This window comes from Epibacterium ulvae (assembly GCF_900102795.1).
Classification (GTDB): Bacteria; Pseudomonadota; Alphaproteobacteria; order Rhodobacterales; family Rhodobacteraceae; genus Epibacterium; species Epibacterium ulvae.
Genome location: NZ_FMWG01000005.1, coordinates 18,062 through 42,819, shown reverse-complemented (window position 1 = coordinate 42,819; position 24,758 = coordinate 18,062). Strand labels below are relative to the sequence as shown.

25 protein-coding genes are annotated in these 24,758 nt (G+C 52.2%); 11 read left to right on the top strand and 14 right to left on the bottom strand.

Annotated features, from left to right (window positions below; translation table 11 throughout):
* Nucleotides 1-72 precede the first annotated feature (72 nt).
* Nucleotides 73-645: a translation initiation factor IF-3 gene (gene infC / locus BLP79_RS09110; protein WP_232716178.1), complete on the bottom strand. Its 573-nt coding sequence runs from the start codon at nucleotides 643-645 to the stop codon at nucleotides 73-75.
* 333 nt (nucleotides 646-978) lie between these two features.
* On the opposite strand from infC, the gene BLP79_RS09105 reads away from it, so the two are divergent.
* Nucleotides 979-1,611 (top strand): hypothetical protein, encoded by a 633-nt coding sequence (locus BLP79_RS09105; RefSeq protein ID WP_090218323.1) that lies wholly within the window; start codon nucleotides 979-981, stop codon nucleotides 1,609-1,611.
* Between the two features lie 84 nt (nucleotides 1,612-1,695).
* Here the strand turns inward: BLP79_RS09105 and BLP79_RS09100 are convergent, their stop codons facing one another.
* The 6 genes from BLP79_RS09100 to cobA form a co-directional block, all read right to left on the bottom strand.
* Nucleotides 1,696-2,544: a ferredoxin--NADP reductase gene (locus BLP79_RS09100; protein ID WP_090218747.1), complete on the bottom strand. Its 849-nt coding sequence runs from the start codon at nucleotides 2,542-2,544 to the stop codon at nucleotides 1,696-1,698.
* A gap of 146 nt (nucleotides 2,545-2,690) precedes the next feature.
* Nucleotides 2,691-3,086 carry a DUF934 domain-containing protein gene (locus BLP79_RS09095; protein WP_090218321.1) on the bottom strand — a complete coding sequence of 132 codons (396 nt, stop codon included), beginning with the start codon at nucleotides 3,084-3,086 and terminating at the stop codon, nucleotides 2,691-2,693.
* Nucleotides 3,087-3,090: 4 nt separating this feature from the next.
* Nucleotides 3,091-3,849 carry a phosphoadenylyl-sulfate reductase gene (locus tag BLP79_RS09090; RefSeq protein WP_090218320.1) on the bottom strand — a complete coding sequence of 253 codons (759 nt, stop codon included), beginning with the start codon at nucleotides 3,847-3,849 and terminating at the stop codon, nucleotides 3,091-3,093.
* Between the two features lie 5 nt (nucleotides 3,850-3,854).
* Nucleotides 3,855-5,519 (bottom strand): nitrite/sulfite reductase, encoded by a 1,665-nt coding sequence (locus BLP79_RS09085; protein WP_090218318.1) that lies wholly within the window; start codon nucleotides 5,517-5,519, stop codon nucleotides 3,855-3,857.
* Nucleotides 5,512-5,820 carry a DUF2849 domain-containing protein gene (locus BLP79_RS09080; RefSeq protein WP_090218316.1) on the bottom strand — a complete coding sequence of 103 codons (309 nt, stop codon included), beginning with the start codon at nucleotides 5,818-5,820 and terminating at the stop codon, nucleotides 5,512-5,514. The genes BLP79_RS09085 and BLP79_RS09080 overlap by 8 nt, the downstream gene beginning before the upstream one ends.
* Nucleotides 5,820-6,587 (bottom strand): uroporphyrinogen-III C-methyltransferase, encoded by a 768-nt coding sequence (gene cobA, locus BLP79_RS09075; RefSeq protein WP_232716230.1) that lies wholly within the window; start codon nucleotides 6,585-6,587, stop codon nucleotides 5,820-5,822. Before cobA ends, BLP79_RS09080 begins: the two co-directional genes overlap by 1 nt.
* Before the next feature lie 195 nt (nucleotides 6,588-6,782).
* On the opposite strand from cobA, the gene BLP79_RS09070 reads away from it, so the two are divergent.
* The gene (locus tag BLP79_RS09070) at nucleotides 6,783-7,244 is read left to right on the top strand and encodes an Lrp/AsnC family transcriptional regulator (protein ID WP_090218312.1); all 462 of its coding nucleotides are present in this window, start codon (nucleotides 6,783-6,785) and stop codon (nucleotides 7,242-7,244) included.
* Nucleotides 7,245-7,273: 29 nt separating this feature from the next.
* Here the strand turns inward: BLP79_RS09070 and BLP79_RS09065 are convergent, their stop codons facing one another.
* Nucleotides 7,274-8,455, bottom strand: coding sequence for a cytochrome P450 (locus BLP79_RS09065; protein ID WP_090218311.1), 1,182 nt, complete (start codon nucleotides 8,453-8,455; stop codon nucleotides 7,274-7,276).
* A gap of 58 nt (nucleotides 8,456-8,513) precedes the next feature.
* Here BLP79_RS09065 and BLP79_RS09060 point away from each other — a divergent pair, with 58 nt between their 5' ends.
* The 5 genes from BLP79_RS09060 (at nucleotide 8,514) to BLP79_RS09040 (ending at nucleotide 14,831) form a co-directional block, all read left to right on the top strand.
* Entirely contained in the window at nucleotides 8,514-10,199 is a 1,686-nt protein-coding gene (locus BLP79_RS09060; RefSeq protein ID WP_090218309.1) for a sensor histidine kinase, read from the top strand.
* A 5-nt stretch (nucleotides 10,200-10,204) separates the two neighbouring features.
* The gene (locus BLP79_RS09055) at nucleotides 10,205-11,431 is read left to right on the top strand and encodes a sigma-54-dependent transcriptional regulator (protein ID WP_090218308.1); all 1,227 of its coding nucleotides are present in this window, start codon (nucleotides 10,205-10,207) and stop codon (nucleotides 11,429-11,431) included.
* 227 nt (nucleotides 11,432-11,658) lie between these two features.
* On the top strand, nucleotides 11,659-12,660 hold the full coding sequence (locus BLP79_RS09050; RefSeq protein WP_090218745.1) for a DctP family TRAP transporter solute-binding subunit: 1,002 nt from the start codon (nucleotides 11,659-11,661) through the stop codon (nucleotides 12,658-12,660).
* A gap of 108 nt (nucleotides 12,661-12,768) precedes the next feature.
* Nucleotides 12,769-13,455, top strand: coding sequence for a TRAP transporter small permease (locus BLP79_RS09045; protein ID WP_090218306.1), 687 nt, complete (start codon nucleotides 12,769-12,771; stop codon nucleotides 13,453-13,455).
* The gene (locus BLP79_RS09040) at nucleotides 13,455-14,831 is read left to right on the top strand and encodes a TRAP transporter large permease (RefSeq protein WP_090218304.1); all 1,377 of its coding nucleotides are present in this window, start codon (nucleotides 13,455-13,457) and stop codon (nucleotides 14,829-14,831) included. Before BLP79_RS09045 ends, BLP79_RS09040 begins: the two co-directional genes overlap by 1 nt.
* 56 nt (nucleotides 14,832-14,887) lie before the next feature.
* Here BLP79_RS09040 and tpiA read toward each other — a convergent pair whose 3' ends face one another.
* From tpiA to BLP79_RS09015, 5 genes are all read right to left on the bottom strand, one after another.
* On the bottom strand, nucleotides 14,888-15,637 hold the full coding sequence (gene tpiA / locus BLP79_RS09035; protein ID WP_090218303.1) for a triose-phosphate isomerase: 750 nt from the start codon (nucleotides 15,635-15,637) through the stop codon (nucleotides 14,888-14,890).
* Nucleotides 15,638-15,697: 60 nt separating this feature from the next.
* A complete protein-coding gene (locus BLP79_RS09030) occupies nucleotides 15,698-16,090 on the bottom strand; it encodes a HesB/IscA family protein (protein ID WP_090218301.1) in 393 nt (130 codons plus the stop codon).
* A 72-nt stretch (nucleotides 16,091-16,162) separates the two neighbouring features.
* Nucleotides 16,163-16,525, bottom strand: coding sequence for an SUF system Fe-S cluster assembly protein (locus tag BLP79_RS09025; protein ID WP_090218300.1), 363 nt, complete (start codon nucleotides 16,523-16,525; stop codon nucleotides 16,163-16,165).
* A 62-nt stretch (nucleotides 16,526-16,587) separates the two neighbouring features.
* Nucleotides 16,588-16,863, bottom strand: a complete 276-nt coding sequence (locus BLP79_RS09020) for a hypothetical protein (protein WP_090218299.1) — start codon at nucleotides 16,861-16,863, stop codon at nucleotides 16,588-16,590.
* Nucleotides 16,863-17,750 carry an SPFH domain-containing protein gene (locus tag BLP79_RS09015; protein WP_090218298.1) on the bottom strand — a complete coding sequence of 296 codons (888 nt, stop codon included), beginning with the start codon at nucleotides 17,748-17,750 and terminating at the stop codon, nucleotides 16,863-16,865. The genes BLP79_RS09020 and BLP79_RS09015 overlap by 1 nt, the downstream gene beginning before the upstream one ends.
* A 176-nt stretch (nucleotides 17,751-17,926) precedes the next feature.
* On the opposite strand from BLP79_RS09015, the gene tgt reads away from it, so the two are divergent.
* The 3 genes from tgt to lon all read left to right on the top strand — a co-directional run bounded on the left by tgt (nucleotide 17,927) and on the right by lon (nucleotide 22,940).
* Nucleotides 17,927-19,057, top strand: coding sequence for a tRNA guanosine(34) transglycosylase Tgt (tgt, locus tag BLP79_RS09010; RefSeq protein WP_090218744.1), 1,131 nt, complete (start codon nucleotides 17,927-17,929; stop codon nucleotides 19,055-19,057).
* 123 nt (nucleotides 19,058-19,180) lie between these two features.
* On the top strand, nucleotides 19,181-20,305 hold the full coding sequence (locus BLP79_RS09005) for a Hint domain-containing protein (RefSeq protein WP_157843937.1): 1,125 nt from the start codon (nucleotides 19,181-19,183) through the stop codon (nucleotides 20,303-20,305).
* Nucleotides 20,306-20,528: 223 nt separating this feature from the next.
* A complete protein-coding gene (lon, locus tag BLP79_RS09000) occupies nucleotides 20,529-22,940 on the top strand; it encodes an endopeptidase La (protein ID WP_090218294.1) in 2,412 nt (803 codons plus the stop codon).
* A 150-nt stretch (nucleotides 22,941-23,090) separates the two neighbouring features.
* Here the strand turns inward: lon and BLP79_RS08995 are convergent, their stop codons facing one another.
* The gene (locus BLP79_RS08995; protein ID WP_090218293.1) at nucleotides 23,091-24,140 is read right to left on the bottom strand and encodes a Glu/Leu/Phe/Val family dehydrogenase; all 1,050 of its coding nucleotides are present in this window, start codon (nucleotides 24,138-24,140) and stop codon (nucleotides 23,091-23,093) included.
* A gap of 127 nt (nucleotides 24,141-24,267) precedes the next feature.
* Here BLP79_RS08995 and BLP79_RS08990 point away from each other — a divergent pair, with 127 nt between their 5' ends.
* Nucleotides 24,268-24,723: an Lrp/AsnC family transcriptional regulator gene (locus BLP79_RS08990; protein ID WP_090218742.1), complete on the top strand. Its 456-nt coding sequence runs from the start codon at nucleotides 24,268-24,270 to the stop codon at nucleotides 24,721-24,723.
* Nucleotides 24,724-24,758: the final 35 nt, after the last annotated feature.

Sequence of the window (24,758 nt, the reverse complement as noted above, 5' to 3'; positions counted from 1 at the left end):
AACGGAAGAGAGCAAATACGCAAAAACCTCCCACAAAGGAGAGGTTTTTGAAAAAATCACAGATTGTGGTTTTTATTTTGTCGGCAAGGGACCGATCATCATGACCATCTGGCGGCCTTCCATCTTGGGCATGTTTTCGATTTTGCCCAATTCTTTGATGTCTTCTGCGACGCGTTCAAGCAGCTCGCGGCCCAGATTTTGGTGTGCCATTTCACGACCACGGAAGCGCAAGGTCACTTTCACCTTGTCGCCATTTTCCAGAAACTTAACCACATTGCGCATTTTGACGCCATAGTCGTGGGTGTCCGTGTTGGGGCGGAACTTAACCTCTTTGACTTCGATCGTCTTTTGCTTTTTACGCGCTTCGCTTTCGCGTTTTTGCTGTTCGTATTTAAACTTGCCATAGTCCATGATTTTACAGACTGGCGGGTTTGCATTTGGTGAGATTTCAACCAGATCAAGACCAGCGTCTGTTGCCATCTGCATGGCTTTGGCAGGGTGCACAACACCAACGTTTTCACCTTCGGCGCCAATCAGGCGGATTTCTGAGCCACGGATCTTTTCATTGATGCGTGGACCGGTGTCACGTTGTGGCGGTGCGTTGTGGGGGCGGCGTGCTATGACGTCTATCCTTCTGTCGTTCAAAAAAAGTGCCTGCACGCTAAAGGGTGAAGGCCGCTGATTCAAGTCGTTTGACCGTATGACTGGGCTTTACGACCTTTTCAAGCTGTGTTTGCTCTCCTGCTGCTCGCTCTTTGGAAAAGGCGGCTTAATTGCCGCAATGCGAGAGGCGGATGATCTGGGCGAAGATTTGCAAAGTTCATAGCCCGAAACGGGCGAGAGGATGCCGGGGTTCTGAAGCCGAAGATTTCCCCTTGAGGAGAGGGAAAAGCCAAGGGCATGTGTAAACAGCAGGTTAAGCGATCGTCTTGGATGTTCCTTGCGGCGTTTGATCTGGCTTGAGAGGAATAGATACCCATGAAACCAACTGTAATTGTCGGTCTTGCCGTCATTGTGGTCGGCGCTGTCGTTTATTTTCAAATTAAACCTGCTCAGGTGATCCCACCGGTGGCTGTGTCGGAAGAGGTAACGCCACCTGTCACGGCTACACCGGAAGAGGTCGTTGCTGAACCAGTGGAAGAGAGCGTGGAGACAGCTGAAGAGCCTACAGTTGTTGAGACCATTGAAGAGGCGGCAGAGGGCGTTGTCGACGGAGCCGTTGAAGAGATCACAGAACAGGTTGAGAACGGCTTAGAAGCGCTAAGCGAAGGATCTGAAACGGTGTCTGAGATTGTCGAGGAGACACAGGAAGCTGTCACCGAAACGCTGCAGGACACTGTTGAACAAGCGGCAGAGGCTGTGACTGAAACGGCGCAGGAGACCATCGAAGAGGCAACTGAAGCGCTGGGCGTTGGATCCGTGGCAGAAACTGTTGCAAATGTCCTGACACCAGAAGGGTTTGATGCAGATAAGATCCTTGAAATGATCAATGCCTCTGATCTTGGTGCCTTGCAAAAGACTGCTTTGAATACGGCCGTCACACAAGCACGTGACAATCCTGAATTGGTGCAGATCGCACTGGATCAGGTGAAAGCCGCACTTGGCCTTTAAGAGGCTTGCAAAAAAGAACGCATTGAACATGAAAAAGCCGATCCCAATTGGGATCGGCTTTGATATTTTTAGGATAAGCCTGGATCAATCCAAGAAAGCTTTTTCCACAACGAAATGCGCAGGCTTGGAGTTGGCGCCTTCTTCCAGCCCGTATTCTTCGAACATTTCTTTCAGTTCAAGATTGAACGCCAGATTGCCGCAGATCATCGCGCGATCGCTTTCCGGGTTCAACGGTGCAACACCCAGATCCGCAAAGGCTTCACCTGATTTCATCAGATCGGTGATGCGGCCCATCTTGGGGCTCTCTTCACGGGTGGTGGTGGGGTAGTATTTGATCTTCTTCCAGAAGCCTTCACCGATGACCTCGTTCAGCAGCTCATCGTGTTTGAGGCTTTCGATCAGCTCGGCGCCGTAAGTCAGCTCACCCACTTCGCGGCAGGTGTGGGTGATGATGATTTCGTCAAACTTTTCATAAGTTTCAGGCTCACGCAGCAGAGATGCAAACGGCGCAAAGCCGGTGCCAGTGGCAAAGAACCAGATGCGTTTTCCAGGGATCAGCGCATCATGTACCAGCGTGCCCACAGGTTTGGGGCGTAGGATGATTTCATCCCCTGCTTTGATATGCTGCAGTTTTGACGTCAGCGGGCCATCCTGTACTTTGATCGAGTAAAACTCCATCTCTTCGTCCCATGACGGGGACGCGATAGAATAGGCGCGCAGCAATGGTTTTTGCTTGCCTGTTTTTTCGTTCACATCGCCCATCAGGCCGATCATCACAAATTCACCAGAGCGGAACCGCAGCGAGGCCGGACGTGTCACCTTGAACGAGAACAGGCGGTCGGTCCAATGTTTCACTTCGGTTACGGTTTGCGCGTCAGGCAAGGCGGGCACTTTGGGTTGTGTTTGTACTGCTGCTTCAGTCACGGGCGTTATCTCGTATCTTAGGACGGCGAGGGGGAAGGAGACCCTAAGCCGATGATTACTCTTTGAGGGGGCGCAGGGAAAGGCCCGCAAGAGCGGACCTGTTATGCAGCCTTTGCAATGCAGGCTGACTACGCCGGTGGAGTGGCTTAGCTGGCTTAGGCGGCAGAACCGCGCACGCGGGCGTGATAGCTATGAGCTTGCCAGTTTGCGCGAGCAAGCCATTGGTCTTCGGGCTGGCGTTCTGCCAGTGCCGCGTCGATTTCGACTTCATCAAAGCCAGAGCGGCGGGCCATGGCGTATTGATCTGCCAGAACGTGACCCTGTGCGCGCAAACGGCCAGTGTAGCCATTTAAACGCAACTGGCGCGCCAGTGTAAAGCCGCGCCCATCTGCAAAGCTGGGAAAGTTGATCCGCACCAGTTTCAGTGCTGCCAAGTTCAGCTCCAGTGTTGAAAGGTCGGCATCAGACGCCAGTTCCAGAACGTCTGCGTTGTCAAAACCGCCGGTCCAGTCATCTTGAGCAAAGCCGGTATCTGTTACGATTACAGTCATCTCATTACGCTCCTGTGCGTATGAATTTGCCATCCTTCACGTGGATGCCGCATTCTTCTTTGTTCTCGCCCCGCCAACGTCCAGCGCGGGGATCTTCACCTTCTTTGACTGGCGAAGTGCAGGGCGCACAGCCAATCGAGGGGTAGCCCTTTGCCACCAAAGGGTGGCGTGGCAACCGGTTTTCGTCCATGTAGTCTTTGACATCATCTGGTGTCCAGTGCGCCAATGGGTTGACCTTGATCCGCCCGGTGCCCTCTTCGACTTCAAAGAAATCAAGGGCGGCGCGGCTGCCAGATTGAAAGCGTTTGCGACCAGTGATCCAGCTGTCAAACCCTTTCAATGCTGCCTGCAGAGGGCGGGTTTTGCGCAGAGCGCAACAAGCATCTTTATCCGTAAACCGCAGCGCGCCATAGGGGTCTTTCTGTGCGATATCTTCGGCACGTCTGATCTGCACGTTGCGCAGGCCCAGACGTTCGCAGATTTCGCTTTGATAAACCAAAGTTTCAGCGAACAAGAGTTCAGTGTCGACAAAGATCACAGCTGTCGCAGGATCAATGACGGCTGCCATATGCAACAACACCACAGATTCCGCACCAAAGCTGGAGACCAGCGCGGTTGCGCCGTCTTGCATCAATGCGCCTTCCATGACAGCCGTCGCGGAATGGTATTGATACCGCGTGTTCAGCGCAGCGACCTTATCCGCCAGCGCGTTGTCCGCGCTGGCCTGCAAGCTGTGAAGAGGCGTGTCTGTGGTGCCAAACATGGGACTTATGCCACCTTTTTTGCAGCGTCCGGATACAGCGCTGCTTTGAAGGGCTCCATGCCGACACGACCATAGGTGTCGATGAAGCGTTCTTCAGCGCTGTCGCGGACTTCCAGATAGGCTTTGATGATGCGTTCCACAGCTGGAACGATCTCATCATAAGAGAAACCAGGGCCGGTGCGGGTTCCGATGGCGGCATTTTCACTGCCGTCACCACCCAGCGTGATCTGGTAGTTTTCAACACCCGCCCGATCAAGTCCGAGAATGCCGATATGGCCCACGTGGTGGTGACCACAGGCGTTGATGCAGCCTGAGATTTTGATTTTCAGATCGCCCACTTCATGTTCCAGTTTCAGATCGTCAAACCGTGTTGCGATTTCCTGGGCTACAGGGATCGAACGCGCAGTTGCCAGCGCACAGTAATCCATGCCGGGGCAGGCGATGATATCCGAAATTAGACCAACGTTCGCTGTTGCGAGATCCGCTGCACGCAGACGCGCGTGGATCGCGGGCAGGTCATTTTTGTGAATATGCGGCAAGATCACGTTTTGCTCATGTGACAGGCGCAGTTCGTTGTAGCCAAATTCTTCGGCCAGATCTGCAACCACACGCATCTGCTCGGATGTGATATCACCGGGCGTTTGACCGTGGTTTTTCACTGAAATCGTTACAACCGCATGGTCGTCCTGATGGTGGGCTGACAGGTTGGTATCTACCCAGGCGCGGAAGACCGGATCAGAACCATACGTGCTGTCAAAGCGATCCGTTGCACCATGGCGGAATGTGGGAGCGGCGAAATGCTCTTTGATCTCAGCCAGCAGCTTTTGATCTGTGCCATCAAATTCCGCTTTGCGCAAAGCAAAGGCTTTTTCGGTCATCTCACGATAGGTATCGATGCCGTTCTCATGCACGGTGATCTTGATGCGCGCTTTGTACTTGTTATCGCGGCGGCCCAGAACGTTGTACACGCTGAGGACAGCTTCAAGGTAAGGCAGCAGATCTTCGCGCGGTAGGAAATCCCGCAGCACTTTGCCGATCATCGGCGTGCGGCCCAGGCCGCCACCAACCATGACTTCAAAGCCCGCTTCACCGTCGCGACGCACCATGCGCAGACCTACGTCATGGGCCTTGGTTACGGCGCGGTCTGTTTCGCTGCCGGTGATTGCGATTTTGAATTTCCGGCCCAGGAACTGGAATTCGGGGTGATCTGTAGACCACTGACGGATCAGTTCCGCATAGGGGCGGGGATCTTCGATTTCATCGGCAGCTGCACCGGCAAAGTGATCCGCGGTGGTGTTGCGGATTGTATTGCCTGAGGTCTGGATGGCGTGAATGCCAACCTCACCCAGTGAATCCAGCATATCTGGCACATCGCGCAGTTTTGGCCAGTTGAACTGGATGTTCTGACGGGTGGTCAGGTGGCCATAACCCTTGTCCCATTTGTCTGCCACATGGGCAAACTGACGCATTTGCGTTGGGTTCATTGTACCATACGGGACCGCCACGCGCAGCATGTAGGCGTGCAGCTGTAGGTAAAGGCCATTCATCAAACGCAGAGGTTTGAATTCATCCTCGGTCAAAGACCCATCGATGCGACGCTCGACCTGAGCACGAAACTGTGCGTTGCGCTCTGCCAAAAAGGCGGCGTCAAAGTCGTTGTACTTATACATGGGCTGCGGCCTCCTGTTTGCCGTGGCGATAGTTGGACGGGCCTTTACGGCGGAAATCTTCGCGGAAATGCGTTGGCTCTGGGCCGTTTTCACCGGCTTTTGCATCCGCAAGATAAGCACCAACGATGGTCAGGTTTTGCTTTTCAGCTTCCAGCAGGCGCAGCTGAGATTCTGCTTCATCGGTGATCAGCTCAGCTTCGCTTAGGTGGCGCGTCCAAGTGTTTGCAGTTGTGAAGTAAATCACATCACCTTCCAGTAGATCGTTGGCTGTGATGACTTTGGGCGTGAAAGGGCGTGGCATTATGCAAGCTCCATTTTCAAATCGTTCAGAATGGCTGCGCCGTCACGAGGTGCAAGACCAAAGAGGGTGAGGGCTGGACCGTCAAAAGCAGCGTCGGCAAGGTCTTGCGGCAGACGGTTCAGCGTCGTTTCAAGCACGCGCTGATCGGCGCGTGAGGCGTTTTCGACAATGGTGATCGGGGTTGCACGATCTGCACCATGCATGATCAGGCGACCTTGTACGAAGCGTGCGGATTTCTTGCCCATATAGATCGCGGCGACTTCACCTTTGCGGGCCAGAGCCGCCCAGTCATGATCCGCAAAGCCTTTCATGTCATGTCCGGTCACAAACCGAACAGATGTGTTGCGTCCACGTTGGGTCAGGCTTTGGCCAATGCCTGCGACCGCTGCAGAGGCTGCCGTAATTCCGGGCAGGATCTGATAGTTGATACCGGCTTCATCACAGGCGGTCAGCTCTTCGTCCAGGCGACCAAAAATGGTGGGATCACCGGATTTCAGGCGGACCACTTTCAGACCGGCTTGGGCGTGTTCAACCAGACGAGCGCAGATCTCATCTTGGCTGACCTGAGGGCCAAAGCCTTCTTTGCCGACATTTTCCATACGGGTCTCTGGGCCAGCAAGATCTAGAATTTCTTGGCTGACCAGACGATCAAACAGAATAACATCTGCACCAATGATCGCCTTGAGTGCTTTTACTGTCAGAAGATCAGGGTCGCCAGGGCCAGAGCCGACAAAAGCAACCTGACCAGCGATCAGACAGCATTGCATCGCAGGCGTGCGTGCGGATGTCTTGGAATGTGTCTCGGTCTCAGGTGACATAGCGTTGCCTTCGTTGCGTTTGACTTGCCCTTAGATATAGGAAATATTCCCGCATATTCGCTATAGGCTGCAGCAAATAAGGATCATTGTTCCTGCAGTGGTTTTGTTTCAGTGGCGATGTTCTAACTGCAAGGAGAAATAGGAATGTCAGTGCGGATTGATGCGACAGATCGGAAGATTTTGGCAGAACTGCAGCGCGATGGGGGGCAATCCTTAGACGAAATTGCGCGCCAAGTGGGGAGTTCTAAGACCCCAGTGTGGAATCGGATCCGTAAACTGAAGGACGCTGGTATTATCGGTCAGCAAACCTTTTTGCTGGATGCGGAAGCGTTGGGGTATGAGGCGTGTTTCTTTGTTTTGATCCGCACCTCAGAGCACGAAGCGCATTGGCAGGCGAAATTTCTGCAAGCTCTGCGGGAGCGCCCAGAAGTGCAAGAGGCCCATCGCTTGGCGGGAGATATCGATTATATCTTGAAGGTCCGCGTTCAAAATGCCCGCGCCTATGATAAATTTTATCAGGCGCTTATCAGCGAGGTCCGTGTGCACAATGTGACGGCGCTGTTGTCGATGGAAGAGTTGAAATCAACCACGATGCTGCCCTTGTAAAGCGACAGCATCGTGATGTTGCCTTCGTATTATACTGTCACCAACAATTCTGCGAGCCCATGAAAATGGTAGGTGTTACTGAACTTTGGTGGTGCGCTTAGCTGTAGATCGGGGCAGCGTTCAAATAGAATGGGAAGGGCGATTTGCATCTCTAAGCGGGCCAGTGGTGCGCCGACGCAGAAATGCAGCCCTGCTCCAAAGGACGTATTGATGCGCGGGCGTCGCGTTGGGTCAAAATCTTCTGGATCATCCAGAGCGTCAGGATCACGATTGGCTGACCCCAGCATAAGCGCGACTTGGTCGCCGCGCTGGAATCTGTGGCCAAATAGATCGACCTCTTCATAGGCATAGCGGGTGAACATGTGCAAAGGCGGATCAAATCGCAGGATCTCTTCGACCAGTTTGTCAATATGATCCGGGTCAAACCAGCGGCTGTCCCAACCATGCTGCAGGAGGGTTTTTATCCCATTGCCAAGAGCGTGCACCGTGGCCTCATGTCCTGCATTGAGCAATAAAATACAGGTACCGATCAGTTCATCCGTGGTGAGGCTATCGCCTTCTTCTTCTGCCGAGATCAGGCGTGTTATCAGGTCGTCTTTTGGATCGGATCGACGTTGATCGATGTAGCGCTTCAGGAATTCGGTGAATTCAGTTGAGGCTTGTGCTGCAGCATGTTCGGTTTCCACCGTTTTGGAGGCCTGATACATCGCCACCATTTTGTGAGACCAATTCAAAAGGTCTGGCGCGTGCTGTTCCGGCACGCCAAGCAATCTGCAGATAGCAATGACTGGAACCTGTGTGCAATAGGCGTCGAGCAGATCAAAAGGCCGGTCCGGGAATTGATCAATAAGTTGGTGACAAAGCTGTTGCAGGCCAGTTTCAAGGGATTTTATTTCACGCGATGTAAAAGCGCGCATGACCAGTTTTCGCAGTCGTGTATGGCGTGGCGGTTCAGCCTCCAGCATCGAATGTGCTTCAACGGCTAGAAAAGGGGCCAGGTGCGCAGCGCTGGGCTTTCGCAATTCTTGTGGTATTTCACGACCAAACCGGCGATCCCGTAGCAATGCATGAACAGCATCATGAGAAAAAGCTGCAATCATGCCGTAATCTTGCCAATACTGGAGCGGCCCCTGTTGACGTGCTTTGACGTAAAACGGGTATGGGTCTTGAACAAAGGCGGGATCTGTGGGCGATTGAATAAGAGTTTGCATGCAGTCTTACTGGCATGACGGTTCGCAAATGCAAAGAGAGGGATGTAAAGCGCGATAGATGATCAAAGCCCGCACATATCGTTGGTCCATTGTCGTTGGCTACCTCTGCGCGGTTGCTGTGGTCAGTTCTTTGGTCTGGTCCTACGGGTATCGTCAGGCGCTTGATGCTTTGGCGTTGCGCAGCGCTGCGGATCTTGAACTGGCTTCGGATCGGGTAAGCAGTCAGTTTCAGGTCTATCAGGAGCTTGCGGTTTTAATGGCGGATCATCCGCTGATACGAGGATTTGACACTGAGGCAGCCACCGCAGGGGTACAACGTTTGTTGCAATCTGTTGGCGATAAGACCGGAGCGTTGGATCTGATGTATGCGGATGAACATGGGCAGGTACAAGCCTTTGCGCGGGGTGTTACGCATGATCACGTTGAGGAAGAGCCTTATTTTCGCCGTGCGTTGCAGGGCGCGCTGGGCAACGGACATGCTGTGCTAAGGCGGGACGGTAGGCGGGCTTATTTCTTTGCGGCTCCTGTATTTGCAGATAGCAAGGTGAGAGGCGCGCTGGTTGTCGTTGTTGATGTTGAAGACATTGAACAAACGTGGCGGGGGTCTTTGCCTGCTGTGTTTTTCACGAACTCGGACAATCAGATCTATATATCCAATCGTCGTGAATTGCTGTTTTGGCAACGCGCGGGCGCAGCGCCTAAGTTGCGAAATCTAAACGGGCAGGCGGTTGATGTCGACAAGCGCCATTTTGGGCCGCATGAAATCTGGCAGACTCGGCTTGGCCCTTATTTGCCAACAATGGCGCTCCATCAGGAGGTGCGTTTGCCGGTTTTGAACCTGACGGGTGAAATACTTGTGGATGTGGCCCCTGCGCGCAGGCTTGCGGCATTACAGGCTGCAGCTTTGGCGGCCATGTGCCTTGCGTTTGGGGCGATGCTGTTTCTGGCGACTGAGCGCAGGCGCGCATTGGCGGTGGCAAATCTGGACCTTGAGCGGCGTGTCGCTGAGCGCACACAGGCGCTTATTCAGGCGCAGGCAGATCTGGTTCAGGCGGGTAAATTATCTGCGCTTGGACAGATGTCTGCCGGGATCAGCCACGAATTGAACCAGCCGTTGATGGCCATTCAGCAATTTGCAGAAAATGGTGCAGCCTATCTGGAGCGTGGCAATGCAGAGCGAGCGGAGCAAAATCTGGGCCGTATTTCCGATCTTGCAGTTCGTATGGCGCGGATCATCAAAAACCTAAGAGCCTTTGCACGGAACGAAAACGAGCCTATGGGGCGGGTTGATTTGGTCAAGACGTTGGAAACAGCAATAGAGCTGACCGAAAACCGATTGGCCAGTTTAAACGTCAAACTGGAATGGCATCCCCCGACGCTCTCTAAAGCGATCTATGTGCGCGCAGGCGATGTGCGTCTGGGGCAGGTGTTTGTGAACCTGATCAACAATGCTGCGGATGCCATGGTCGATCAGGAAGAACGCCAGATCACCCTGTCTGTGACAACGGGACATCGGCCATTGGTTCAGGTGCGGGATATCGGCCCTGGGTTGAGAGAGCCGGAAAAAGTGTTTGATCCATTTTATTCCACAAAGTCAGTTGGCAGTGATGAAGGGCTGGGGCTGGGGCTGTCCATTTCTTATGGGCTGGTGCAAAGTTTTGGAGGAAACATTCGCGGCCAAAATGCTGAGCGTGGCGCTGTGTTTACGGTAGAGTTGGAATACTGGCCTGAAGAACAAAGGTGACTGGGATGCAAAAGGTTCTATTGGTAGACGATGACGCAGCTGTGCGGGATGCATTGACGCAGACGTTAGAACTAAACGATCTATCGCCGATTGCATGCGCGTCTTTTGTTGTGGCCAAAGATCATATCACACCGGAATTTGAGGGGGTGATTGTTTCTGATATTAGGATGCCTGGGCGAGACGGGTTTCACCTTCTTGAATACGCGCGTGAGATAGATCCTGCGTTGCCAGTGGTTCTTTTGACCGGAGAAGGCGACATCCCAATGGCGGTTCGGGCGATGTCTGAGGGGGCCGTGGATTTTCTGGAAAAACCCTGTGCGACTGCGGATCTTTTGGCTGTGTTGCAGCGCGCGTTGCAGACGCGGGCTTTGGTTTTGGAAAACAGGCAACTTAAACGTCAACTGGAAAGTGGAGACCCCGCCGCTCGGCTTTTACTGGGGGTATCTCCCTTGGCTGAGGAATTGCGCCGACAGGTGCGCCGGGTGGCACCGACGCCGACAGAAGTGTTGATCACCGGGCCGACAGGAAGCGGTGTGTCCAAGGTGGCTGAAGTGATCCATTTGATGTCCCCTCAGGCGCAGGGGGCTTTTATCAAACGTGCGGCAGCTGGCGTTAAAACGACAGGGCTTGATCTTTTGATGCATGAGGCTGCGGGGGGGACTTTGTTTTTAGATGACATTCAAAGTTTGCCGATAGAGGCACAGACCTCTTTGGTGTACCTGCTTGATGATCCGACCAGTCCAAGATTGATTGCAGGCAGCACCGCAGATCTTCCACCGCGTGTTGAAAACGGATCTTTTAGCGCTGATTTATATTATCGCCTTGAAGGTATGCGGGTCCGTATTCCAGCCTTGTCTGAGCGCCCATCTGATATTCCGCCGCTCTTTCGTCATTATGTTGTCGTTTCTGCCGAACAGGCGGGGCTGGCCGTGCCGGAAATTGACAATGCTTATCTGACGATGCTGATGACGCAGGACTGGCCGGGCAATACACGCTCTTTGATGTCAGCCGCGATGCGTTTTGTTCTGGGCATGCCAGAAGAGGTAACCCATGCGGATGGTCTAGGCCTTGCAGAGCAGTTAGCGCAGGTTGAAAGATCGATATTGATTGCCGCTTTAGGGCGGCAGAATGGACGTGCGGCTGCCGCAGCGCAGGCGCTGCAAGTCCCGCGCAAGACCTTTTACGATAAGCTTGCCAGATATGGGATTCGTCCTGAGGATTATCGTCGCTAACATTTGTGCGAAAATTCGCACAAAGCCTCAATAAAGATGTGCGGTTTTTCGCACATATGCGTTTGAGATCTGTGCGTTGTAAGGGTATTTTTTTGTTCAAGTATATGATTTATATGTTTTTATTACGTTTGATGAAACATTCCTTGAGTCAGAAGCTAAGATCCGTGACCCTTCCAGAAGTTGATCCGGCGCAGACCGGTTCATTCGAATTCCTGGGAGGAGATAAGATGAAGTTTTTTAAGACAACTGTTGCGGCACTTGCGCTTTCTGTTGCTGCAGGTACGGCGATGGCCGCATGTGACCCCGGCGAGATCGTCGTGAAGTTCAGCCATGTGACCAATACTGACAAACATCCCAAAGGGATTGCGGCGTCTTTGTTGGAGCAGCGCATCAATGATGAGATGAACGGCACCATGTGTTTGGAGGTATTCCCAAACTCGACGCTCTATAACGACAACAAAGTGCTGGAAGCGATGCTGCAGGGTGATGTGCAGCTGGCTGCGCCGTCATTATCAAAGTTTGAAAAATTCACCAAGCAGTTCCGCCTGTTTGACCTGCCGTTCATGTTCAAAAATATTGAAGCTGTCGATGCATTCCAGTCTTCTGCAGATGGGCAGGCAATGATGGACAGCATGCAACGTCGTGGCTTGCAGGGCTTGGCGTTCTGGCACAATGGCATGAAGCAGATGTCAGCGAACAAGCCTTTGGTTGCGCCAAGTGATGCAGACGGGCTGAAATTCCGTGTGCAATCCTCAGACGTGCTGGTCGCACAGATGGAAGCGATTGGTGGATCCCCGCAGAAAATGGCCTTTTCAGAGGTTTATGGCGCCTTGCAGCAAGGGGTTGTGGATGGGCAGGAAAACACCTGGTCCAATATCTTTGGCAAGAAGTTCTTTGAGGTTCAGGACGGTGTGACCGAGACCAATCACGGTGTGCTGGATTACCTGGTCGTTACCAATATCGACTGGCTGGACAGCTTAGATGCCCCAGTGCGCGATCAATTCCTGACCATTTTGAACGAGGTTACAGCAACCCGGAACGCGGAAAGTTCAAAAGTGAACGCTGAGGCCAAGCAATCGATTGTTGATGCAGGCGGTGAAGTGCGTCAGTTGAACGCCGAGCAACGTCAAGCCTGGGTGGAAGCGATGAAACCTGTTTGGGATCAATTCGCAGGTGATGTTGGCCAAGACATGATTGATGCCGCCCAAGCGATCAACGCTGGCTTTTAAGACTATCTACGTTGAGAGGGGCTGTTGGCTCCTCTCGCGCCCTTCATTGCGTGATGCTTCAGAGAGAAGGCGCGCAGTATTTTTCCACTCACATTCCGGGAGACTAAAATGTCTGCGCAACGCCGCGGCTTGGCCCTGTTTGTTCATCAGTTAGAGGAAACGCTGATCGCGTTGTTTCTTGGGCTGATGACATTAATCACATTTGCCAATGTGATTGCTCGCTTTGTATTTAACTCCAATATCCTCTGGGCGCTTGAACTGACGGTTTTTCTGTTTGCTTGGTTGGTTCTGTTGGGGGCGTCTTATGCGATTAAAACCCATGCGCATCTTGGTGTTGATGCCATTATCAACATGCTGTCTCCTGCGCGGCGACGTATGGTCGGCTTGTTCTCCGCTGGGTGCTGTATTGTTTTTGCGCTTTTGTTGCTCAAAGGCGCTTATGACTATTGGGCGGTATTTGCGGATCTTCCGCCAACCTCTGGCCGCTGGTTTCCCACAGGTTTTGATTTGAAGGCACGCTCGCAGAGTTTCTATGAGGTGCAGGATGTCCCGATGGTGGGCGCGCTGCGCTTTCTTGAAGATTTGATCAACTACGGCGATGCCTATGAGAAGCTGCCCAAAGTGGTGCCCTATTTAGTGATCCCAGTGTCGATGCTGCTGATGGTGATGCGCTTTGTGCAGGCGGCTTTGCAGATTGCGCGCGGTGAAAGTGATCGACTTGTCGCAAGTCATGAAGTGGAAGATGAATTGGAAGCCATGCGTGCAGATGCCGCGAAAGACGGGGGGCAGGGGTAATGGAAGTTGTCTTTCTTTTTGCAATGGTTATTGGCCTATTGCTGGTCGGCGTGCCAATCGCGGTTTCTCTGGGGTTAAGCTCTACCCTGTTTTTACTGTTTTACTCAGACAGTTCGCTGGCCAGTGTTGCAGGCACATTGTTTGAAGCGTTTGAAGGACATTTCACGCTTTTGGCGATCCCGTTCTTTATCCTCGCCTCTTCTTTCATGACAACAGGTGGCGTGGCACGACGGATCATCCGATTTTCAATTGCCTGTGTCGGCCATCTGCCGGGCGGATTGGCGATTGCGGGTGTGTTTGCCTGTATGTTGTTTGCGGCTTTGTCTGGGTCTTCGCCCGCCACTGTGGTTGCAATCGGTAGCATTGTCATCGCGGGCATGCGTCAGGTTGGCTATTCCAAGGAATTCGCCGCTGGTGTCATCTGCAATGCGGGCACCTTGGGTATTTTGATCCCACCTTCCATTGTGATGGTGGTGTATGCCGCAGCGGTTGAGGTATCAGTGGGGCGTATGTTCCTAGCAGGCGTGATCCCCGGTCTTTTAGCGGGCATCATGTTGATGGTGACAATCTACATCATGGCCAAAATCAAGAACCTACCCAAAGGTGAATGGAACGGCTGGGGAGAGATCTTTGCCTCTGCACGGGATGCGGGCTGGGGATTGTTTCTGATCGTGATTATTCTGGGTGGGATCTACGGGGGTATCTTTACCCCGACCGAGGCCGCCGCTGTTGCTGCGATCTACGCCTTTGTAATCGCGTCGTTTGTCTACAAAGATATGGGCCCGCTTTCGAATGGGGAAGACGCACCCAAAACGCCTCTGTTCAAAGCGCCTTGGGCGCTTGTGACGGCCTTTTTTCACCCCGATACCAAACGGACGTTGTTTGATGCGGGTAAGCTGACGGTTACATTGTTGTTTGTAATCGCCAATGCCTTGATCTTGAAGCATGTTCTGACCGACGAGCAAGTGCCGCAAACGATTGCAAACGCAATGTTGTCTGCCGGTTTTGGCCCTGTGATGTTCCTGATCGTCGTAAATGTCATTTTGTTGATCGGCGGGCAGTTCATGGAGCCTTCGGGACTGCTGGTGATCGTTGCGCCACTGGTATTCCCGATTGCGATTGAGCTGGGAATTGATCCTATCCACCTTGGTATCATCATGGTTGTGAACATGGAGATTGGGATGATCACACCGCCGGTCGGATTGAACTTGTTCGTAACGTCAGGTGTAGCTGGTATGCCGATGATGTCGGTTGTCCGCGCGGCTTTGCCTTTCCTTGCGGTGCTGTTTGTCTTTTTGATTTTGATTACCTACGTGCCCTGGCTGTCGACGGCTTTACCTAATCACTTTATGGGGCCAGAGATCATTACAAATTAGAAAAAGGCGCCTTTGGGCGCCTTTTTTGTCTTGCTTTAACAGAGAAGCAGTGTTGCTTACGCAGCGCCAAGGGCGGCGACGATCGGTGCAAAGTCAGCTGCTTTGAGGCTGGCTCCCCCCACCAATGCACCGTCCACATTTGAAACCGCAAAGATCTCTGTTGCGTTGCTGGCCTTTACTGAACCGCCATAGAGCAGGGCGATGTCTGCTGCGGTGGCTGTGCCGAAACGTGCAGTCAGTTCGCTGCGTAGGTAATCATGCACTTCGGCAATTTGCTCCAGCGTTGGAACTTTGCCGGTGCCAATGGCCCAAACGGGTTCATAGGCAACAACACAGGTCTGTCCTGTTGTATTATCGGGGAGAGAGGCAGCGAGCTGACGCCCGACCACATCAAGAGTGGTGCCCGCCTCGCGCTCATCTAGTGTTTCGCCGATACAGACAATTGCGGTCAGCCCTGCTGCTATAGCAGTTTCTGTTTTGGCCAAAACATCTGCGTCTGTTTCGCCGTGGTTGGTACGGCGTTCGGAATGACCAAGGATTACAGCTGATGCGCCTGCATCTTTTAGCATGTCTGTGCTGATATCGCCGGTATGTGCGCCCGAAGCGGCTGCATGGCAATCTTGTGCACCGATCGCAACAGCGCTACCGGAAACCGCCTCCGCGGCGCGGGACAAAAGAGTTGCAGGTGGGCAGACCAGGATACCAATTTCAGCGTCTTTGGTTGCATCCGCCAATGCTGTCAGCTCAGCAAGGGCCGCACTACCGCCATTCATTTTCCAATTGCCTGCTGCCAGTTTACGGGCCATTGCACCATTCCTCCAAAGCTACGTTGAGGCTGGCATATCACTGGGCAGATCGTGTGACAATTATTCTGTTTGCGGTAACGTAAATTCTTTACCTGCTGCAAGGTCAGCGGTTTTAAAGCTGATAGATTCCCCACAGCCGCAGGCCTCAGCCACATTTGGGTTGTTGAACTTGAAACCAGATTCCAACAGAGAGACCTGATAGTCAATTTCAGTGCCAAAAAGGAACATCTGCGCCATGGGGGCAATCATAACGCAGGCGCCATCCTGCTTGACCACTTCATCATTTGGATCGGCGGCATCGACATAGTCCATGGTGTATTCCATGCCCGCACAGCCGCCTTTTTTTACGCCAATGCGAAGGCCAGCACGCCCATCGCGTTCCATAAGTTTGGAGATCTGCGCAATTGCAGCTGGGGTCATTGTTACGGCCTGTTTGCCGGGAATGCCAAACATTGGTATCTCCAATTTGCCTCTTTCATAACAAATGTAGGGTCTTAGACCCTACGTCACAAGAGGGCAGGGCGTTTACATAAAGCCCAGTTCCAAGCGTGCTTCATCTGACATCATGTCCATCCCCCAGGGGGGCTCCCATGTGAGTTCCACGTCTACGCTTTTGACACCGGGCACGGGTGAGATCGCATCCATGATCCAGCCGGGCATTTCACCGGCGACAGGGCAGCCCGGCGCGGTGAGCGTCATGATGATTTTGACATCATTTTCGTCATTAACATCAATTGTGTAGATCAGGCCAAGATCGTAGATGTTGACAGGGATTTCCGGGTCAAACACTGATCTGCAGGCCTCGACCACCGGTTCGTAGAGGTCGTGAGACACAGAAGAGGGCGCGATCAGTGGCGTACCTTCGAGTGGTTCAGAGGGGTTTGTCATCGGGGCCTCAAAATTTAATCCGACCGTTTATATAGGGAAGTGCGAGGGGTTCGTCCAGTCGATCAGTCGTTGATATCGTGATCGAACGTTTTGACCTGACCTGAAGGAAGCGCAAAGACACGGCGCAAAATAAGCCAGGTGATCAGTGCAAGCAGCGAAAAGCCAAGCAAAAGCAACGAGATTGAGGGGGCGAAACCGGGAGCAATCAAGAAACCTAAGCTAATCACAGCTGCGCTGATCCCAAAGCCCAGAAAGACAAAGCCGGGTGCGAGAATTTCAATGATTAGAAGGAGTAGGGCAAAAGCGCCCCAACTCCACCAGAGGTAAATGTAATCCATTATCGCAGACCTTTCAGCATTTTGAAGGCGTCCCCAAAGGCTTCGATTGCTTGTGCAGGCAATACGATGGTTTGCTTGCCTTCGCCATCGCCTAGTTTGTTCAAGGCTTCCACCTGTTTTAGGGCGACCTGATATTGCGCAGCCTCAATGCCGTTGTCACGGATGGCTTTAGCGACAACTTCAGTTGCATAGGCTTCGGCGTCGGCTCCAATACGGCGCGCTTTTGCGGTTTGTTCCGCTGCGTAAAGTTCGGCATCTGCTGCAAGTTCAACAGAGCGTTTCTGGCCCTCGGCTTCAGTCACTTGGGCGCGGCGGGCGCGTTCAGCGTTGAGCTGCTGCAGCATCGCATCACGCGTTGCCTGATCCAGATTGACATCAAGGATTTCGGCGCGGGTGACTTCAATGCCCCAGTCATTCACCGCATCTTCGACGCTGCTCTGGATCTGACCGATCAGCTGTGCCCGATTTGATTGAACATCGTCCAGGTCCATCTTACCGATTTCTGCGCGGACAATACCTGCAACGGTTGTTGCGATTGCACCATCAACGTCACGGATACGGTAGACGGTTTTTTCAGGTTCCAGAATGCGATAAAAGACAGAGGTGTCGATCTGAACCAGAACGTTGTCTTTGGTGATCGCGTCTTGGCTTGCATTCGGCAGCTGACGTTCCAGAATTGTAACCTTATGTGCTACTTTATCCAGAAACGGGATGATAAAATTGATGCCGGGGCCAAGCACCGAACGTAGACGCCCAAAGCGTTCGACTACAAATTTTTCAGATTGGGGGACAATGCGAACGCCACGAAAGATGAGGAGCGCAACAAAGATCGCACCCGCGATAAAGACAATGTTTTGAGAAAGAAGTTCAAGAATAAGTTGTTCCATGGTCCTGCCTTGAATAATGGGGAAACCCCATTGGAAAATTCTGAGCGTTATGAGCTGTGCCGCAGATATAGGCAAAAGTTGCATTCGCTTCAATGCGTGCCAAGAACACTAAGGCTGCTTGGCAAGCGCGGCGTATCGGCGTAAGGAAACGCTTCGGATCAGCCGGGATGCACGTGATGACACAGAAATTCGAATTTGACCTGAAAGCTACAGATGGTGCCGCTCGGACGGGTGTGATCTCTACGCCGCGCGGCGAAATTCGCACACCAGCGTTTATGCCTGTTGGAACAGCTGCGACGGTTAAGGCGATGATGCCCGAAAGCGTGCGCGCGACCGGCGCAGATATTTTGCTTGGCAATACGTATCACCTGATGCTGCGCCCGACGGCTGAGCGGATTGACCGTCTGGGTGGGTTGCATAAATTCATGAATTGGGAACGGCCGATCCTGACGGATTCAGGCGGGTTTCAGGTGATGTCACTTGCAGGTCTGCGCAAGCTGACGGAAAAGGGTGTGACTTTTAAAAGTCACATCGACGGATCCAAACACGAGCTGACGCCTGAACGTTCGATGGAAATTCAGCGCCTGCTTGGGTCTGATATTGTCATGTGCTTTGATGAATGCCCTGCACTGCCTGCGGATCGTGATCGCATTGCTGAGAGCATGCGTTTGTCGATGCGCTGGGCCGATAGGTCGCGCGAAGCATTTGGTGATCGTCCCGGCCATGCTTTGTTTGGTATTATGCAAGGCGGGTTGGAGCAGGACCTGCGCGAAGAATCCGCCCAAGCACTGACGGATATCGGTTTTGACGGTTATGCGGTTGGTGGGCTTGCCGTTGGTGAAGGGCAGGAGGCGATGTTTGGCTGTCTGGACTATGCGCCGGGGTTCCTTCCAAAAGACAAGCCACGCTATCTGATGGGGGTTGGGAAACCAGACGACATTGTTGGTGCGGTCGCTCGCGGTATCGATATGATGGATTGCGTTTTGCCCTCACGATCAGGGCGTACTGGGCAGGCGTTTACGCGCCGGGGCGTTGTGAATATTAAAAACGCGCGCCATGCAGAAGACCCACGCCCCTTGGATGAAGGGTGTACATGTCCGGCGTGCTCTAATTATTCACGGGCCTATTTACACCATGTTTTCCGCTCAAATGAAATGATATCGGGCATGCTGCTAACCTGGCATAATTTGCATTATTTTCAAGATATTATGCAGGAAATGCGGGATGCGATTGCAGCTGGTACGTTTGAAGCTTGGCAAGCAAACTTCCACGAAATGCGGGCGCAGGGAGATATAGAGCCGTTGTAGGTTGCAGCTGCGCGCAACCAGTTGGATCAACTGCATTGGTTTCGCGTTTGGAGTTTGTTTATCAAAAGTCGCTAACTTTCTAGGTGTGCTTGGCTCATGTGCGCACTTAGTAGGATACAAGTAATGCCCAGTTTCACAATGAGCATGATCTATCTCGGGAATCTGCCCGAGCTGGATCCTGCGGATGGTAACGCAAGTGCTGAAAATCAAGCGGCTCTGCTTGGTCAGTATTACGACAGCAGCGATCCAGCGGCGTCTCATATTGTGGATGTGACGGCTGATGATGCAAATGCAGACGGTTTGACCAATAGTAACGAACAAGCCAATCCTGAAGCCATTACATATGATCTGGGTAGTGGTCCGATCACGACATACTATGATTCACTGTTTAATGTGGATGCCCGGATTGAGTTTGGATCCGAGCATGGAGTCCCAGATTATGTCGGGCTTGGAGGTGTCGTGCAGACTGAAACCGGCGATACTTTCCTCGTTATGATCGATGATGATGTGGGGTTGGGTGCCAACGATTTAGATAACTTTCCAATTAATTCGATCACGATAAATAGTATTTCGGCCTTCGGCTCACAGCAGTGGATTGATGCCAGTGACGATCAAGATTTTGTTCCATGTTTTGCGGCCCAAACGCGATTGGAAACAAAGCGAGGGTGGGTCCGCGTGGCAGATCTTCGGGCCGGGGATTTGATTGTGACCGTCGACAATGGGTTGCAACCTATCGTCTGGATTGGCAGCCGTCGGTTGACGGGCCAACAGCTTCAACAGGACCGAGACCTGCACCCGGTTCATATCGCTCCGGGCGCGCTGGGGGAGGGCCAACCAAGCAGAGATTTGTTTTTATCCCCGCAACATCGAATTCTGGTGAAATCCCGGATTGCCCAGCGGATGTTTGGCGTAGACGAAGTGCTTCTTCCGTGTGTTCAGGCTGTTGGGTTGCCGGGGATTAGGCGTTACCGCCCAAAGCTGGGCATCCATTACTTTCATGTTTTATGCGAAGATCATCAATTGGTAAGCGCTGAAGGCGCTATTTGTGAAACTCTTTATCTGGGTCCGCAAGGGGTGGGATCGCTTAGCCCAGAGGCGCAGCAAGAGGTGAAAACACTATTGCCTCAATTGTTGGATCACGACGGAAACCTCCCCCAGACGGTGCGTCCCTTTGTAGATAAGCCTCATCAACGCAAGCGCCTGATCGAGCGTCACGCGTACAATCACAAAACCCTTTGTGACGCCTAAATGAGCGGAAAGTCACCCGTGGCTGGTTTTAGGTCAGGCGGTAGTAATTTTCATGGTTTGATATCTTGTGGTCCGCGGCGGCTGCGTGCACATTGGCGGCAACACAGGGTGTATGGTTGAAAAGCAGCCGGTAAGACCCAAATGTTAAGATCTATGTTGGAGAAGGACAAGCGTTGCCGCAGAGCGGGGCCAGACCCTTCTTGCCAAAAAACAGGAAATGAGCATGCAAGACCCATTGAACGCGTCGTATCCCGTATTGCCTTTGCGCGATATTGTGGTTTTCCCCCATATGATTGTGCCACTTTTTGTTGGTCGGGAGAAATCGGTACGCGCTTTGGAAGAAGTGATGGCGGATGACAAGCAAATCCTTCTTTCAAGCCAGATTGATCCTGCTGAGGATGATCCCGAAGCAGATGGCATTTATAACGTTGGTGTGCTGGCCAATGTTTTACAGCTTCTGAAATTACCAGATGGTACGGTAAAGGTGCTGGTCGAAGGGCAGGCGCGTGTCAAAATCACGGAGTACCTTGAAAACGGTAGTTTCTTTGAAGCGACCTGCGAATATCTGACGGAAATTCCGGGCGATGTCACCACGACTGAGGCGCTGTTGCGCACTGTCGGTGATGAGTTTGAACGTTATGCTAAGGTGCGTAAAAACATTCCCGAGGAAGCGCTGGCCGCAGTTGGTGAAACAACCGAACCTGCGAAACTGGCAGATCTGGTTTCCGGCCACTTAGGTATTGAGGTGGATCGCAAGCAGGAGCTTTTGGAAACGCTGTCGACCAGCGAGCGTCTTGAAAAAGTCTATGGGCTGATGCAGGGCGAAATGTCGGTCCTCAAAGTTGAGAAAAAGATTAAGACCCGCGTCAAATCTCAGATGGAGAAAACCCAGCGCGAATATTATCTGAATGAGCAAATGAAAGCCATTCAGAAGGAGCTGGGTGATGGCGAAGAAGGCAGCAGCGAGCTGGCTGAGCTGGAAGCGAAAATTGCCGAAGTTAAACTGTCCAAAGAAGCGCGTGAAAAGGTCGATGCTGAGCTGAAAAAGCTCAAAAACATGTCGCCTATGTCAGCTGAGGCGACAGTGGTGCGCAACTATATGGATTGGATTCTCGCGCTGCCGTGGGGAACAAAATCCCGCGTCAAAAAAGACTTGGGCCGCGCGCAAGAGATTTTGGACAAAGACCATTATGGTTTGGAGAAAGTCAAAGAGCGCATCGTTGAATATCTCGCAGTTCAGCAGCGTTCGGCCAAGCTAAAAGGGCCTATCTTGTGCCTTGTTGGCCCTCCAGGTGTTGGTAAAACGTCGCTTGGAAAATCAGTTGCCAAAGCGACAGGTCGCGAATTTATTCGGATCAGTCTTGGTGGCGTCCGCGACGAGTCTGAAATTCGTGGTCACCGTCGCACTTATATTGGATCAATGCCCGGTAAGATTATCCAGGCGTTGAAAAAGGCCAAAACAACCAATCCGTTGATCTTACTGGATGAGATTGACAAGATGGGTCAGGATTTCCGTGGTGATCCGGCTTCTGCTATGCTTGAGGTGCTTGATCCAGAGCAGAACAGCACCTTTGTTGATCACTATTTGGAGGTTGAATATGACCTCTCAAATGTGATGTTCCTGACCACATCAAACAGCTACAATATGCCGGGACCTTTGCTCGACCGGATGGAAATCATTCCATTGTCTGGCTACACCGAGGATGAAAAGCGCGAAATTTCCAAGCAGCACCTGATTGAAAAACAGGTAAAGAACCATGGTCTGAAAGCGAAAGAGTTTGAACTGACCGATGATGCGCTGACTGCGATTATTCGTACGTACACGCGTGAAGCTGGCGTTCGGAACCTGCAGCGTGAAATCGCTAAGGTTGCTCGTAAATCTTTGACCAGGATTGTTAAGAAAGAAGCGGAGTCTGTTACGGTTACAGCTGATAACCTCGATGATTTTCTGGGTGTTGCCAAATACCGTTATGGATTGGCTGAACAAGAGGACCAGGTTGGGGTTGTCACGGGGCTTGCATATACCTCTGTTGGGGGAGAGCTGCTCTCGATCGAAGCGTTGCGTTTGCCTGGCAAGGGGCGGATGAAGACCACGGGCAAGCTTGGCGATGTGATGAAAGAAAGCATCGAGGCGGCTTCCTCTTATGTGCGCTCTGTGTCTCCTCAGTTGGGGATCAAACCACCACGGTTTGATCACTGGGATATTCACGTACACGTTCCAGAAGGGGCAACACCAAAAGATGGTCCCTCAGCAGGGCTTGCCATGGTAACGTCCATTGTGTCGGTGCTGACAGGTATCCCTGTACGCAAAGATATCGCCATGACGGGCGAGGTGACCTTGCGTGGTAACGCATTGGCGATTGGTGGTTTGAAAGAAAAGCTGCTGGCGGCGCTGCGGGGTGGTATCAAAACGGTTCTGATCCCCGAAGAAAATGCGAAAGACCTGCCAGAGATCCCTGATAATGTAAAAGAAGGTCTTGAAATCATCACTGTCAGCCATGTCTCGGAAGTGCTGGAAAACGCACTGGTGCGACAGCCTGATGCAATTGAATGGGATGAAGAGGCTGAAGAAGCTGCACGTGCACAGGCGGCACTGGAAAAAGCTGATGCTGCGAGAGTAGCCCCTACGCATTAATTTGTGTTGATCTGAAAAAAGAAGGCGGCTCAAATCTGAGCCGCCTTTTTAGTGTCTTCCGTTCTGACGCTCTACGGCGCTTTCTTTGTGTCCCCTTTGGGAGCTGCGTCTTTGCGCAGAGGGGGTCTTTTATTCAGTTTCGGTAAAAGTTCAAGCGGCCAATTTTACCATTTTTTCGCTCACAGTCGCGATGGCAATAGCGTCGGGGCTTACGTTTTCAGCAGTTGCCTGACGCAGGATCTGCATGAGTGTTTGTTCGAGTGCGTTTAGCTTTTGAGATACAAAGGTACTCCGGTCCGAGATTCTCTGGATCTCGGTTGCAACATTGATAATGCCGCCGCCATTTGCAACGAAATCCGGGGCATATAATATTCCGCGTTCATGCAACGCTCTGCCATCTTCAGGCGTGGCAAGTTGATTGTTTGCGCCGCCTACAACCAAAGCAACTTTCAACTGTGGAATCGTTTCGGAGTTTAAAACTCCACCTATGGCGCAGGGAGAAAAGATATCCGCATCGACACTGTAGATCTCTGATGTCGGGACCGCAGAGCAGCCAAAGCGTTCTATGGCTTGTTCGACTTGTGCGTCGTTGATATCGCAAACGATAAGCTCGGCTCCGGCATCGGTGAGCAATTCACAGAGATACCAACCAACGTGGCCAAGGCCTTGCACCGCGACGCGGCGTTTCGACAGTATATTTGTTCCATATTTATGTGCGTGAGCGATCTTGAGGGCGTTAAAGATTCCTTGTGCCGTGATTGGAGAGGGATCTCCGCTGGCGTATGTTCCGCTTGCGAGGCCTGCCACATTGGGTGTTTCCTCTGCGATCACGGCCATATCGTCTGGGCTCATCCCCATATCTTCGGCGGTTATGTAACGACCATTCAGCGTGTTGAGTGCACGTGCAAAAGAACGCAAAAGATTTGGAGATTTATCTTTGGCTGGGTCGCCCATGATTACAGCTTTGCCTCCTCCCAGAGAAAGTCCGGCAGCCGCATTTTTATAGGTCATGCCTTCGCTCAACCGTTTGACATCTTTTAAGGCCTCATCAGACGAGCAATAGGGTTTCATTCGAAGCCCTCCAGCCGCAGGGCCTAGAGTGGTTGAATGAATGGCAATGAAGCCCAATAATCCAACACTTGGATCTTCGACACGGTAAATTTCCTCGTGACTGTCTGAATCGATAATGGTGATTGCCATCGTTTCCTCCAAATACGTGTGGGACAGTAACGCGTTTCTGTTGGCGGTTTTCGCCAAATAAACGTATTATTTAAATATGTATTGAAGGTTTCCGCCAAAGTATGAGGGTGAGTTGGAGAATATCTCTATTGATGGGGTTGATCGTAAGATCTTGCAAGAGCTGCAAATGGATGGGCGTTTGACGATTTCAGAGTTGTCCAGCCGTGTTGGCCTGTCGCCAACGCCTTGTGCACGTCGTGTGGCTATGCTTGAAAAAGCAGGCATAATCGCAGGGTATTCAGCGCGTTTGGACCAAGAAGCCCTTGGTCTTCCTGTAACGATTTTTGTAGCTGTCGAATTAGAACGCCAGTCGGCAGATGCATTGCAGACGTTTGAGCGGGCGTTGCGCCCGTTTGAGAGGGTGATGGAATGTTATCTTATGACGGGAACACGCGATGTATTGCTGCGGGTTGTGGCAAAAGATCTCAAGGATTTTGACAGTTTCCTCGAGGAGCAATTGATGCGTGTTCCGGGGATTAGGAACACACGGTCCAGCTTTACGCTACGCACAATGATACGGCGTGATCGTTTGCCTGACATCTGATGTGACAATCATCTGTATGTTGCCTTGATACAGAC

What these genes read in the sequence shown, in the direction of transcription:
- BLP79_RS09105 (WP_090218323.1), top strand. Translation starts at nt 979, where the DNA reads ATGAAACCAACTGTAATTGTCGGTCTTGCCGTCATTGTGGTCGGCGCT.
- BLP79_RS09095 (WP_090218321.1), bottom strand. Translation starts at nt 3,086, where the DNA reads ATGACTGTAATCGTAACAGATACCGGCTTTGCTCAAGATGACTGGACC.
- BLP79_RS09090 (WP_090218320.1), bottom strand. Translation starts at nt 3,849, where the DNA reads ATGTTTGGCACCACAGACACGCCTCTTCACAGCTTGCAGGCCAGCGCG.
- BLP79_RS09085 (WP_090218318.1), bottom strand. Translation starts at nt 5,519, where the DNA reads ATGTATAAGTACAACGACTTTGACGCCGCCTTTTTGGCAGAGCGCAAC.
- BLP79_RS09080 (WP_090218316.1), bottom strand. Translation starts at nt 5,820, where the DNA reads ATGCCACGCCCTTTCACGCCCAAAGTCATCACAGCCAACGATCTACTG.
- cobA (WP_232716230.1), bottom strand. Translation starts at nt 6,587, where the DNA reads ATGCAATGCTGTCTGATCGCTGGTCAGGTTGCTTTTGTCGGCTCTGGC.
- BLP79_RS09070 (WP_090218312.1), top strand. Translation starts at nt 6,783, where the DNA reads ATGTCAGTGCGGATTGATGCGACAGATCGGAAGATTTTGGCAGAACTG.
- BLP79_RS09065 (WP_090218311.1), bottom strand. Translation starts at nt 8,455, where the DNA reads ATGCAAACTCTTATTCAATCGCCCACAGATCCCGCCTTTGTTCAAGAC.
- BLP79_RS09060 (WP_090218309.1), top strand. Translation starts at nt 8,514, where the DNA reads ATGATCAAAGCCCGCACATATCGTTGGTCCATTGTCGTTGGCTACCTC.
- BLP79_RS09055 (WP_090218308.1), top strand. Translation starts at nt 10,205, where the DNA reads ATGCAAAAGGTTCTATTGGTAGACGATGACGCAGCTGTGCGGGATGCA.
- BLP79_RS09050 (WP_090218745.1), top strand. Translation starts at nt 11,659, where the DNA reads ATGAAGTTTTTTAAGACAACTGTTGCGGCACTTGCGCTTTCTGTTGCT.
- BLP79_RS09045 (WP_090218306.1), top strand. Translation starts at nt 12,769, where the DNA reads ATGTCTGCGCAACGCCGCGGCTTGGCCCTGTTTGTTCATCAGTTAGAG.
- BLP79_RS09040 (WP_090218304.1), top strand. Translation starts at nt 13,455, where the DNA reads ATGGAAGTTGTCTTTCTTTTTGCAATGGTTATTGGCCTATTGCTGGTC.
- tpiA (WP_090218303.1), bottom strand. Translation starts at nt 15,637, where the DNA reads ATGGCCCGTAAACTGGCAGCAGGCAATTGGAAAATGAATGGCGGTAGT.
- BLP79_RS09030 (WP_090218301.1), bottom strand. Translation starts at nt 16,090, where the DNA reads ATGTTTGGCATTCCCGGCAAACAGGCCGTAACAATGACCCCAGCTGCA.
- BLP79_RS09025 (WP_090218300.1), bottom strand. Translation starts at nt 16,525, where the DNA reads ATGACAAACCCCTCTGAACCACTCGAAGGTACGCCACTGATCGCGCCC.
- BLP79_RS09020 (WP_090218299.1), bottom strand. Translation starts at nt 16,863, where the DNA reads ATGGATTACATTTACCTCTGGTGGAGTTGGGGCGCTTTTGCCCTACTC.
- BLP79_RS09015 (WP_090218298.1), bottom strand. Translation starts at nt 17,750, where the DNA reads ATGGAACAACTTATTCTTGAACTTCTTTCTCAAAACATTGTCTTTATC.
- tgt (WP_090218744.1), top strand. Translation starts at nt 17,927, where the DNA reads ATGACACAGAAATTCGAATTTGACCTGAAAGCTACAGATGGTGCCGCT.
- BLP79_RS09005 (WP_157843937.1), top strand. Translation starts at nt 19,181, where the DNA reads ATGCCCAGTTTCACAATGAGCATGATCTATCTCGGGAATCTGCCCGAG.
- lon (WP_090218294.1), top strand. Translation starts at nt 20,529, where the DNA reads ATGCAAGACCCATTGAACGCGTCGTATCCCGTATTGCCTTTGCGCGAT.
- BLP79_RS08995 (WP_090218293.1), bottom strand. Translation starts at nt 24,140, where the DNA reads ATGGCAATCACCATTATCGATTCAGACAGTCACGAGGAAATTTACCGT.